Consider the following 12,683-nt stretch of genomic DNA (forward strand, 5'->3'; position numbering starts at 1 on the left):
CTTTTGAATCAGATCAGAATGTCGAATCCCTCAGGCAATGTGAGTCGAAGTTATGCCGGTGATCAGATGGATGTTCTCAATACGGACATGGTGTTCTCTTTGGACGCTTGTGACGGACAGTGGGCCAAGGAGCTTGCCAAAAATTATCTTCTCAACACGTCGTTTCATCCCACTGAGTCCATTGATTTGAAAGAGAAACATTATCATCTGATCAGTTTGATGATCAGCTACATTCAAAAGCAGGAATGGATTGTGCAGGAAGTGATTGATGCGAGGCATTTCACCCGTTTCCAGACGGATCATCAGTCGAAAGAAGATGTGTATCTGTCGCTGATTCCGGTGATCGAATCGATTATCAGCTACAAACAGTCAACAGAGGACATCAGACACCCGTTAATCATCGAAACCCTTCATTATATTCATGATCACATTGAAGATGAACTGTCTTTAACAGAGGCAGCGGCGCATATTTATGTCAATCCATCCTATCTGAGCCGGTTGTTCAAGAAAGAGACGGGTTCATCGTTCTCCCGTTATCTGACTGAGAAAAAAATGATCCGGGCCAAAGACCTGTTGGATCAAGGGCATCTGGTAACAGATGTATCCAATCGTCTGGCCTTTAATGATGTCAGCTATTTTACAAAGGTCTTCAGGAAATATTGGGGCATCTTACCGCGGGATGTTGTCGCAAGACAAAAAAAGGAAAAACGGCGGGCTTGTTTGATACCATTCTGAGTTGAACAGAGGAATCAAATCCGTTTCTTTCATCACATCAAAACCGTCCACCTCCAGCAGTGCATGGAGAAGGTGGACGGTTTTTTGGGTTACGGCAACTGATCCAGTTTGTAATGGTGGTAGGTCTGCACGGGGGTGAAGCCAAATTTTCTGTAGAACTCGACCAGGATCGTCCAGTCGATGCACATGGTTGTTGTTCCTTCCTTCTTCATGATGGCAAGGGCCTCTTCCATAAACCAGGTCCCCAGTCCTTTTCCCCTAAGTTGACTGGCAATGCCTACCGGTCCAAGTCCACCTTCAGTCAAGGTGCCGGTTGATTGCCAGTAGACACTCGGAAGATAGAAATTGTCAGTTGGTACGTGGACATGGGTGAAGCCTGCAAGCTGATCCCCATCAAACAAACCGATGACGGAATGCGGAGTTCGTTCATGAAGCAATTGTTCTTTTGTGTCTTCGTACCACCTTGAGCTGAACTCCTGTCTGATGAGGTTCAGGAGGTCGCCCTGTTCATCCGGACGTAAGCGCCGAACCAGATAAGGGAAGGCTTCCGGTGCGGTTTTTCGCTCCCAGTTCTGCAGATTTCCCGTTAGATCGAAGGCTTGCCCCGTGTGCTGAAATCCTGCCTGTTCAAAAAAAGCGATGGCGGCATGAAGCTGGTCCGGAACACCTGGGAACAGGTGCCCGGGATCCATTCCGCAATGGATGTCGGATACGGGAACCGGTTTCTGATGGATTCCTTTCAGTAAGGTGCTGCCGATGCGGTTTCTTTGCAATCTTTTGTCTACAAGGATCAGTGAAATCCAAAGCTGTTCAGCCTGTTGGCTGTTTTGTCTGTTTTCTGAAGGGGCTGACTTCACGATGCAAAGACCGACGAGACGACCTTCAAGGAAAGCCATACTGGAGCGGTGGAGATCCAGGTTGGAGGATTGGAGAATGTTGCGTACAAAGAGTGCTTTTTGAAGCGGGAATGCTTCTGGCATCACGATATTCCATAAACGGATGAATTCTTCAAGCCAATGCAGGATATTGTGACGATACAGGGAATCATACTGAATCATAACGTTTCACCTCAAATCAACAGTGACTGGCAATTGGCCAATGGCCTGTTTTTTTCCACACAAGATGTCACTCAGGGCATGGATGGTATGACTGGTGTTGCTGTAGGTAGCGACCATTGTCAGTCCGTCCAGTGTTTTCAGATTTCGGAACAACTGGGGGTTCCAAAGGGAGACGACGACGATATGCTGATTCTGTTCATGGATTTCCCTGATGAAAGCCTCCCATTCTTCTTCCAGGTGGCGCCGGGTATTTAAGAGAATGATCACCCTGTCGTGGTGTGTAAGCTGTTTTAGCACCGTATCTTTTTCGGAGGCATCCGGGACTTCGGAACGGGTGAATACTTGGGTCATGTCTTTGAAGACAGGTGCGTCAATGGCAGGATTGGTCCGTTCTCCCTGATAATTTTCATCGTTGAAGGAGGTCTGTGAAATCAGCAGGGTATGCCTCCATGCGTCTGTTAACAACTGCTTGGGGTTCTGCAGCACGGTAATGCCGTCAGCAGCAATGGCTGTCATTTTTTCGTGTGCGGACGGAGCATGGCACTTTTCGATGACCTCCTTTTCACTGAGTGGGAACGAAGTGTCGATCCATGCTTCTTTGAACTGATGCTGAAGGGCCAGTGAGTCGTTGATGTTTTGCATGATGGTTTCGTTATTCATGGCTTTTGCGGCGGCTTCAATCATTGCCCACTGGGCGGGATAATTGCGTCCGCAGGCAAGGATGATGTTCACGCCTGCTTCAAGGGCCATTTTCGTGCCGGTTTCTTTGCCATAGAAACTTGCGATGGCTTCCATTTCCATAGAGTCGGTGATGATCAGGCCGTCATATGATAGCTTGTCTCTGAGAATGCCTTTCAAAATAGCCGGACTCAACGTGGCCGGTCTGTCAGGATCGATGGTGGAGAAAACAATATGGGCTGTCATGACGGCTTTCATCCCGTGATTGAATGCATGAATAAACGGCTTCAGTTCCAGGTTATACATGTCATCCATGGTTTTGCTTAGTACCGGTAAGCTCAAATGACTGTCGACAGTCGTGTCCCCATGTCCTGGGAAATGCTTGCCACAAGCCAGGATGCCTTCTTTTTGCTGGGCATTGGCGGCAATGGCGGATAACCGGCTCACTTCATCAACATCTTCGCTGAAGGCACGTGTGCCGATCACCGGGTTGTCGGGATTATTATTGACATCAAGCAACGGTGCATAATTCATGTTAAAACCGATAGCGTTAAGTTGAGCAGCCATTATGGAATAGGCTTTTTCCGCATGCGCTTCGGCATTTGGCCCTGCTGCCAGATTCATGTTCCCCGGGGAGACGGCCATTTCTTTGAACAAATAGGAAATACCACCACCTTCCTGATCGATGGAAATCCATAGAGGTGGTCTTCCAGCTTTTTTGGCATAAGCCTGAACATCGCGGATGAAACGGATTGTCCGTTGCAAGGATGTGAGGTTTCGTTGAAACAGAATCAGGCCGCCGATGTTGTAGTGATCAATGGAATGTTTCAGATTGTCATCTAGTTCATCTGATTCAACGGTGATGATAAACAGTTGACCTGCTTTTTCAATTGGATTCATAGAATACCCTCCAAATTACTGGGAATCGTAGAAATAAGAGAATGAGGCGTATGCCTGCATTCTCTTATTCTGGATGTGTTTCTGTTTGCGTGATACTTTTGTTGAAAGATTGATGTGTTGATCAGTATAACAGATGGACTTTGATGTGCGTGACATCAATCAAGTTGTCGTCAAATGTTCCTGCGGCAGGTTCCGGTTCGTGCCAGGTTTCACCATCATCGAAGGAAAATTCAAATCGTGTGGACTGACCTTTGATGGTATTCTCAGGAATGGCATTCAGGTTCGCATTTGGTGAAACCATGTCATGGGTGGTGACGTGTTTCGGTTTAATGTAGTTGGCGAAAACTGGTGCGACGGCTTCAAAATGCGGATCATAGGAAAGACCGTCGTCTTCGTCAAAATAAACCGGGTTCAGTAAATCGTCTTTTTCTGCTCCGGTGTGGGCGATGACCATGTATTGTGGACGGTCGATATAGTTCAGATCCAGAAAATGTCTGGAGTAGACGGCGTGATTGGCAGGAATGATTTGAAAGCCGCCCATCAGCTCGATATCCCAGGTGAATCCGACATAGGGTGACGTGGACAAGTCGAGAACCCCGCCGTGATTGGCCCGGACAAACCCGGTATCAGCATACTCCGATCCGCCGAAGCGTCCGGTTCCTTCAACCCGCTGCAGTACCGTGGCAATCGTTTTGGAATAATCACTGCCATAGTTCAGTGTAACATCTCCGTTTTCTTCATTTTCAAAGACAATGGATGTTGGACTGCCCTGATCAGTTGATGGCTTGTGAACATCAATTTTGATCCTGTCTGGCGCAGAATCGATGGAATTGATCTGATAATAGTCCTCCATATCAATCCATTCACCGTCGTCATTCAGATAGTAGACGGGCGAACCGACATACGCTGAAGCAGTTCCACCGAATAATTCACTACCCCCCGGAATATCTGTTGAGATTCTTCCAGGATGCGGCCCCGGGCCGGCTTTATTGTATTCACGGTCAGGAAGGAGTGATATAAGTTGAGGTTTCCATACTTCATCGCGTCCTTTTTGAGCTTCTTTCGGATCATACATATCGTCCGGTGCAACCCTGATGTGCATGGCGTTCACGGCGGTGGCTGTGACATTGGCAGATGAATCAAAGATGGAGCGGGAAAACTGGGCGGCCCAAAATCCATCGGATGCAGTATAAGTGGAATCTGCAGGAACAAGGACGTTCCCGATTTTTCGCTCATCGCCGTCCGGTTGTGTCTTAAGGATATCGCCGTCATCCTGATTTTCAATGATGATCGAATATTGAAGCTGATAATCGGCGTGATTCTCCGGCAACACTTCTTCAGGGATGTCTGAGTTCAGAAAATTCGAAGCGGCAGCTGCAGTCATGCTCAAAACAAAAAGAACCATGACTAAAATCGATACTTTTTTGATCATGCTTTTTCCTCCTTTTTTATGTTGATAAGATTATTATATAAGGTAAAATGAAATAAATGTTTGAATTACATCGAATGGTCATGAAAGTGCGTAAAAGAGTAAATATTTTTTTGTGGGAGTGGAGGCCTATATGGAAGGATTTTATCTTGCGATTGCGATCGTTGTTGGAGCGTACCTGATCAGCGAAGGCATGAAGAATTTCGGGCAGCCGGGATCGAAGTCTTTGATCGATCAGCTGAATGAAGAAGGGGATCACGAGCTCATTAAAGAGTCAGACGTGCACCACTTCATGGGGATTTCAAAAGAGGATGCCAAGAACCTGATTCAGGATCATCCCGACATTCCGCATATCGTCATCAACCAGACGGTCTATTACCCGAGAGCGGGACTGAAAACGTGGCTTGAGGGCATTGGAAAACGATAAGCATACGACAAAACACCTGTCTTCTGAAAAGGAAGCAGGTGTTTTTGTATGCCTATTAGTACCTGTTTTATCAGCTGAAATGAAGAGAATAAAAAAAGATGCTGTTAATGTCATAATATTTAGAATTTTTAACCTTATTTTAACGTTCATGGGCTATAATGAGGGTACATAGAGAAAGTCAGCACATTAAAAAGGAGGAGTGAAGCATGACAGATCAAAATTCAACAGGTGGTTCCGGCGTATTTCGTGACGAAGGAGCAGGCAAAAAAAGTTCAACGGGATTGGACAGCAATGTGGCAGGTCTACTGACGTATTCATTTGGATTTATTACCGGTATTCTGTTTCTTGTCATCGAGAAAGACAGTCAGTTTGTGCGTTATCATGCCATGCAGTCGATTTTCATCTGGTTGTTCATGTTTGTATTGAGTATGGTGATCGGATTTATTCCACTGATTGGCTGGATTTTCTCACTCTTGTTGGCTCCTGTCGGTTTCGTCATCTGGATTGTTTGCATGCTGAAGGCGTACCAGGGTAAATGGTTCAAATTCCCTGTCGCTGGGGAACTCGCCGAACAGCAAGTCGGTAACATGAACAAATAATCACAAGGATTATTACTTTGGGAGTTACTGGATTAACCTCCAGTGACTTCTTTTTATTTCACAAAATATTCATAATTGTGTTTAAATCATCTGGAAATTTGTTAAAATATAAGAAATAAGGTAAAGAGTGTTTTATTTAAAAGGAGGGGGTGAATCGTTGCAGTCATTTTTGAAGAAAAGCTGGTGGTGGTTGCTTTTTGTGCTGCTTATCTCTGTTCTGATATGGTTTCCGGTCTATTCACCGGACGCCGAAGAACGGATTCAGCTTGATCCGGATTTGACGTCAACGAGCCTCTATCCGGGTATCGAGATGATCAAAGACCGGGAGATGACGCTTCAGATTGAAGAGGTCGCTTCCGCGGAATTTCAAAAACAGTTCTTCACAGGCGAACCTGTTGAACAGCGCCCTGGTTTCTTTGATTCGGTCACTTGGCTTCGTTTTGAACTGGATAACCAGTCGGATCAGTCGGAGTGGCTGCTGGAGTTTGCATTTCCGCTGATTTATGAGCTGGATATTTATCAGGACCGCGACAGCGGGTATGAAGTCATTGCCGAGACGGGGGCGGTCGGTTTTCCGTTCGATGACCGGGAAATGAATCACCGGCACTTTGTGTTTGAACTGGACATCGCGCCTGGGGAAAGTGAAACATTCTTTGTCCGAGCGAAGGGGAGCGGTGATCTGCACCCGCCGATCAACCTGTGGCATCCTGATTCATTTATGGAACGCACGCAGGTGGAACTCATCATTCTGGGGATTTTCTATGGCGTCGTCTCCGGGATGATTGTCTACAATTTGTTTTTGTATGTCAGTTTGAAAATTAAAAGCTATTTGTATTATGTGCTGGCAATGACGTGCACCTTAATGGGGAAACTGTCGATCAACGGCATTGGCTTTCAGTATTTATGGCCGGATTACCCTGGGTGGAATCAGATCTCCACACCGTTTTGGGTCGGACTGGGCAGTATCTTCATTCTGATGTTCACCCGCAGTTTTCTCGACGCGGATGAACATACTCCGGGGTTCCGGAAAGTGTCCTACGGTCTGATTGGATGGAATACGGCTGTGATCGTCATGCTGTTTATCTCAACGACCGCAGCGCTCACGATGATGATTGCCGGGGCCCTTGCGACGTTCGTAGCGGTTTTGACGGTAGCATTTCAGTGTTTCAGAAAAGGGGTGCGTCAGGCGCGGTTCTTTCTCCTTGGCTGGATGATCTTTCTGACGGGTGTGGCCATTACGATGCTGGAGCGGGCGGTCGTGATCCCGTTTTCGCTGTTTGCTGATTACGCGGGGCAAGGTGCGATGACGATCGAAGTCGTCGTTCTCAGTTTCGCTTTGGCGGACAAAATCAGTCTGATTCGAAAAGAGAAAGAAGAAGCGGAAGCACAGGCGCGGGAAAGTCAGGAAATGGCGATGGAGAATTTAAAACAGGCAGATATCCTGAAAAACGAATTCCTTGCAGTGACGTCCCATGAGCTGAGAACGCCGTTGTTCGGGATGATCGGTATGGCCGAGTCCTTACGGGACGGGGCAGCCGGAGAACCGACGGAAAACATGAAAGAACAACTGGAAACGATCGTGGCAAGCGGGAACCGGCTGGCGCACCTGGTGAATGATATTCTTGATTTTTCAAAGTTGAAGTACGATTCCCTGGACCTTGCGGTAAAGCCCGTCGAAGTGAAGGGTGTCATGGATATTGTGGTGACGGTCACCCGGCCGCTGCTTAAAAACAAACCGGTGGCACTGACCACAGCGATTCCCGCCGACCTGCCGATGGTATATGCAGACCCGAACCGTCTTCAGCAAATCCTGTATAACCTTGTCGGTAATGCGATTAAGTATACGGATGAAGGAGAAATTGTCCTTTCTGCCTCTCAAAGAGGGGAAGTCGTGATGATCAGTGTGACGGACACCGGCAGGGGAATGAAGCAGGAGGAAGTGGACTACATCTTCGATCCGTTCTACCAGGCGGAAACCGAATTCGGTGCGCAGATGAGCGGGACCGGTATCGGGCTCTCGGTAACGAAAAAACTGGTGGATTTGCATAAAGGAACGCTGTTCGCGGAAACCATCCCCGGGGAAGGATCGACGTTCACCTTCAGTCTCCCGGTTCATGAACAGCAACAGGAGACAGATGATCTGCTTCAAACACAGCCGGCGTTGAAAGAAGGCTATGCGGAAAAGAAAGTGTTTGTTCATAGAAGCGGGAAGAGCCGTATCCTTGTAGCGGATGATGAAGCGGTGAATTTACAGGTGTTAACCAATCAGCTCTCTTTGGAAGGCTATGACGTGCTCATTGCATCGACGGGTCAGGAAGTGCTGGACATTCTTGATGAGCAGAAGGTCGATCTGATCATTATGGATCTGATGATGCCGGGTCTGTCCGGATATGAGGTGTGCGGGGAAATACGGAAAACGTATTCGCTGATCGACTTGCCGGTTTTGATGCTGACGGCGAAAAGCGGTTTGAGTGATAAAGTGGTTTCTTTTGAGGCAGGCGCCAATGATTACCTCGTGAAACCTTGTGATAAGCTCGAGCTGATTTCCCGGGTCCGCACTCTGATTCGGATCCGGTCGATGAATGAAGAATTGAAATCGCTGAATGAACTGCTTGAGAAGAAAGTAGAGGAGCGAACGGAAGCGCTGAAAGACGTCAATGAGGATCTGCTTCAGGCGAATGAGGATCTGATGGATGCCCAGGAGATGAGAAAGCAGTTGTTGTCGAGCATTGCGCATGAACTCGGGACACCTGTTGCGATCATTCACAGTTATATGCAATCCCTCCAAGCGGGCCTGATTGCGTTGGACGATACGTACTACCATGAACAAGTGGCCAAAAAAATCCAGGTGTTGAACCGGTTAATCAATGATCTGTACGATTTGTCCAAATTGGAAAAAGGACAAGCAGCTATGGAAAAAGATGACCATGTACTGTACGACTGGCTCAGTCAGGTGGAAGAGACGTGCCGGTTTGAAGTGGAACAGCATGACCGGCTCTTTACTGGGTTACAGTGGGTGTTTTTGGAGAAAGAAGCCAAGTCGTGGTGCTGTCATGTGGACGTGAATCGGATGGATCAGGTGTTTTCCAACCTCGTCAGAAATTCCGCGAAGTATACGTCTGAAGAAGATGGTGAGATCGGCATTCATGCCCTCATCGATCATGAAGAAAAAACAGTAGTGGTGGCTGTGAAAGATAACGGGAGCGGGATCGATGAACACGATGTACCGCATATGTTTGAACGGTTTTACAGAGGCAAGGATTCTCACGGATCTCACCCGGATGGTTCGGGACTTGGCCTGGCGATTGTCAAGCAGGTTGTGGAAAATCATGATGGCGATGTGCGTGTTGAAAGTCAGTTGGGTGAAGGAGCCGTCTTTTTTGTGAAGCTGCCGCTTAGGAGAATAGAGAAAACAGAAACTTGAATTCATTTCAGGAGGGTGGATCATGACGAAGACGAAAAAGGTTCTGATTGTGGACGATGAAGCGGATCTTCGGGAGATGACCAGCAAATTTTTGAACAGCAAGGGCTATGAGGTAGTAACTGCACAAGATGGGGACGAAGCGCTGTCGAAAACGGAAGCTTATCTTCCTGATCTGATTGTACTTGATATCGAAATGCCCGAGCAAAATGGCTTTGAGGTTTGTGAGCGGATCCGTGAACAGAAGTCCATTCCGATCATCTTTCTCAGTGTCCGTCGTCATACGATAGACAAAGTGAAGTGCTTTGAACTCGGTGGCGATGATTACATGACCAAGCCGTTTGATTTTGAAGAACTGGAAGCGCGCATCAAAGCAAACATCCGGATATACGAAAAAAACCCGGAGGATCAAAATGAAATACTGGATTTCGGCAGGCTGAAAATTGATTTGAATCACTACCAGTGCTATGTCAATGACGAACCGGTTGCGTTAACCGCTAAAGAAATGAAGCTGCTGATGCATCTGGCAACGAATCCGAATCAGGTGTGGACCCATGAGCAATTGTACGATCAAATTTGGGATCTGAATGCCACCGGATTTGTGGAGACGGTCAAAGTGCATATCAGTCACCTGCGAAGTAAAATAGAAGCGAGACCTAATCAGCCGGTGTATATTCAAACCGTGCGCGGCTTCGGGTACCGGTTTTCTACAGGTTCTGAAAAAGTCTCTGAATAGAAGTGTGCGTAAGCCCCTTGTTGAAACAACTGGGGGCTTATTTTCATACTTTAGGAAAGAATAACTTCGTTAAAGGATTAAAGTATAAGTGCAACTAAGGCTTTTCGCCATAGACTTGGCGAAAAGCCAGGTTTTCTTTAGATTGATTCATAAATAGAGTTGACAAAGGAAACCATTCATTGTAAGTTATACGAAAGCGCTTTCGTACAACTTACGTAAAATATGTCGATGCCATCACTGTGTTTTTCGGACGGATTATTTTTGCTTTTAGAGCGGGGATACACGATAATACAGTGTATTTTTTATGTGATTACGAAAGCGGTTTCGTCAAGTGTTTTTATGGGAGGTGGTGAGTTGCAATGTCGAAGCATGAGCAGCGGGCAGACTCAAATCCAAACATCAAACGGAGGGAAAAGCGTAATGAAAAAACCATTGATCAGTTTAATGGCAGTATTATTGATTATGCCGGGTTTTACAGGACTGGCGGGAGCGCAGGAGTCAGATGGACCTGAATCGGATGAAAGTGGAGGTCCGAACTGGCAAATGACGTGGAACGATGAGTTTGATGGCGATGAATTGGATCAGGATAAGTGGCGAATTGATATCGGGAATGGTTTTTATGATGGTGATAATTGGATTGAGGGCTGGGGAAATAATGAATCCCAATCGTATCAGGAAGACAATGTCTTCATTGACGACGGTCATCTTGTCCTGGAAGCAAGGGAAGAATCCGTCAGTGATGATAAAGGTGATTACGACTTCACTTCCGGTAAAGTTCTGACTGATGAATCGTTCAGCCAGGCATACGGCCGTTTTGAAGCAAGTATGAAACTTCCTGAGGGTCAGGGCTACTGGCCTGCATTTTGGATGATGCCGCAGGATGATGTATATGGCGGTTGGGCAGCGTCCGGCGAAATTGATATTATGGAAAACCGCGGATCAGAAACCGACAAGGTCGGTGCAGCAATCCATTACGGTGATCTCTGGCCTGACAACACGTACACAGCGGCAGAGTATCATTTCCCTGAAGACAGGCGAACAACGGATTTCAATGAATACGCCATTGAGTGGGAACCGGGGGAAATCCGCTGGTATGTCAATGATGAGCTGTATTCAACGAAAACCGAATGGGGTACAAAGTACGGGGAATATCCGGCGCCATTCGATCAGGAGTTTCATATGATTTTGAATCTTGCTATTGGTGGCTGGTACGGTGGTGAACCGGATGAGACGACCGTGTTCCCGGGACAGGTGAAAGTGGACTATGTCCGCGTCTATGAAGATGCAGATGCTGAACACCCGCCGCCGGGAGAGTACATTGATCCGGATGATTCGGATGAGGAACCAACAGTTGATCCATCAAAAAACTGGGTTGAGATCGGTGAAAACCTGATTCAAGATGGCACATTTGAAACAACGACTGAATTTGGTGACGAAAATGGTGGTTTCGACTGGAATGTCTTTAACATGGGGGATCATGACCCTAATGGTGGTAAGGCAGATTTCACCATTGAAAATGAGGAATTGAGAGCAACAATCAATCAGGTTGGCTGGACATGGTGGCATATTCAATTGATGCAAGATGTTCCTGACGTAAAAGCAGGAACTTATAAACTTGAATTTGATATGCGATCCGAAGAAGAACGTACCATCCGAACAAAATTGGATGGTTCAGGGTCCGGTTTAGTGGACGTCGAAGTCAGCAATGACATGGAAACTCATGAAGTTTACTTTGAAGTCAATTCACCAAGTGACCTGAATGTATTGTTCGGATTGGGAAGAGATGGAGATCAGCCGGAACTGGATACACCATATGACATGCATCTGGACAATGTCAGATTGGTTGAAGTAGCAGTTGATGGCGAATCAGATGGCCCATCTGATCCAAATGAATTTGATCATTGGGTCGAATCAGGCGAAAGTTTGATTGAAGACGGTTCCTTCGAGTACACCACGGAATTCGGTGATGAAAATAACTCGATCGTCTGGAATGTTTTTAATATGGGTGATTATGATCCAAATGCCGGATCCGCGGCGTTTGAAATTGTGGTCGAGGAATTGAAGGCAACGATCAATCAACCAGGCTGGGAATGGTGGCACATTCAATTTATGCAAGACGTCACTGTCCCTGAGGGCGTCTACAAAGTGGCATTCGATATGCGGTCAGAAAAAGATCGTCCGGTTTACGTTGAGCTTGTAGGATCTGATACAGGAATTCTGACTTTCGATGTGGATGGTGAGATGGATACGTATCACTCCTATATCAATGTGAGCGAAACGGGAGACTTTAATTTTATGTTTGGATTGGGGCGCACAGCCAGTGACGTAGAACCCGAAACGCCATACTCGATTTATTTGGACAATGTGAGATTGGTACCTGTCGAAAAAGGTGAAGAAGAGGATATGCGAGGACATCCCGGACTTCACAATAAATCAGTAGATGAAAATGGTAACCTTTCAATCATCAATGGGAATGGGCGAACGATCGATATTCCTGCACAGCCTAAAGGCCTTCTTGAAGGAGGCAAACCTTCAAAAGAGCGAAACCAGATTCCTGATCACGCAAAGGAAAATCGAAACGGAAATGGTAACAATCGATGATCTTTCAATAGTATTAAGCAGTAAAGCCACCGGTGTATTAAATCCGGTGGCTTTTGCTTTTACTGCTGAAAGTTCAAACATTTTTCATCTGAACAAGTG

The 12,683-nt window shown here is 46.6% G+C and carries 9 protein-coding genes; 6 read left to right on the forward strand and 3 right to left on the reverse strand.

Going from position 1 to position 12,683, the window contains the following annotated elements; all coding sequences use genetic code 11:
* Positions 1-3 precede the first annotated feature (3 nt).
* Complete coding sequence (locus BBEV_RS01785) at positions 4-735, forward strand: helix-turn-helix transcriptional regulator (RefSeq protein ID WP_069363899.1); 732 nt, start codon at positions 4-6, stop codon at positions 733-735.
* Positions 736-824: 89 nt separating this feature from the next.
* Here BBEV_RS01785 and BBEV_RS01790 read toward each other — a convergent pair whose 3' ends face one another.
* The 3 genes from BBEV_RS01790 to BBEV_RS01800 form a co-directional block, all read right to left on the reverse strand.
* Complete coding sequence (locus BBEV_RS01790; protein ID WP_069363900.1) at positions 825-1,793, reverse strand: GNAT family N-acetyltransferase; 969 nt, start codon at positions 1,791-1,793, stop codon at positions 825-827.
* Between the two features lie 6 nt (positions 1,794-1,799).
* A complete protein-coding gene (gene nagZ, locus BBEV_RS01795; protein WP_069363901.1) occupies positions 1,800-3,371 on the reverse strand; it encodes a beta-N-acetylhexosaminidase in 1,572 nt (523 codons plus the stop codon).
* A gap of 121 nt (positions 3,372-3,492) precedes the next feature.
* Positions 3,493-4,803 carry a hypothetical protein gene (locus tag BBEV_RS01800; protein WP_069363902.1) on the reverse strand — a complete coding sequence of 437 codons (1,311 nt, stop codon included), beginning with the start codon at positions 4,801-4,803 and terminating at the stop codon, positions 3,493-3,495.
* A 130-nt stretch (positions 4,804-4,933) separates the two neighbouring features.
* Between BBEV_RS01800 and BBEV_RS01805 the strand changes: the two genes are divergently transcribed.
* The 5 genes from BBEV_RS01805 to BBEV_RS01825 all read left to right on the forward strand — a co-directional run bounded on the left by BBEV_RS01805 (position 4,934) and on the right by BBEV_RS01825 (position 12,584).
* Positions 4,934-5,227 carry a hypothetical protein gene (locus BBEV_RS01805; RefSeq protein ID WP_069363903.1) on the forward strand — a complete coding sequence of 98 codons (294 nt, stop codon included), beginning with the start codon at positions 4,934-4,936 and terminating at the stop codon, positions 5,225-5,227.
* A 206-nt stretch (positions 5,228-5,433) separates the two neighbouring features.
* Entirely contained in the window at positions 5,434-5,826 is a 393-nt protein-coding gene (locus tag BBEV_RS01810; protein ID WP_069363904.1) for a DUF4870 domain-containing protein, read from the forward strand.
* Between the two features lie 157 nt (positions 5,827-5,983).
* Positions 5,984-9,250, forward strand: a complete 3,267-nt coding sequence (locus BBEV_RS01815; protein ID WP_157100899.1) for an ATP-binding protein — start codon at positions 5,984-5,986, stop codon at positions 9,248-9,250.
* 22 nt (positions 9,251-9,272) lie between these two features.
* A complete protein-coding gene (locus BBEV_RS01820; protein WP_069363905.1) occupies positions 9,273-9,983 on the forward strand; it encodes a response regulator transcription factor in 711 nt (236 codons plus the stop codon).
* 420 nt (positions 9,984-10,403) lie between these two features.
* Positions 10,404-12,584: a glycoside hydrolase family 16 protein gene (locus tag BBEV_RS01825; protein ID WP_069363906.1), complete on the forward strand. Its 2,181-nt coding sequence runs from the start codon at positions 10,404-10,406 to the stop codon at positions 12,582-12,584.
* Positions 12,585-12,683: the final 99 nt, after the last annotated feature.

This window comes from Salisediminibacterium beveridgei (assembly GCF_001721685.1).
GTDB classification, from domain to species: Bacteria; Bacillota; Bacilli; order Bacillales; family Salisediminibacteriaceae; genus Salisediminibacterium; species Salisediminibacterium beveridgei.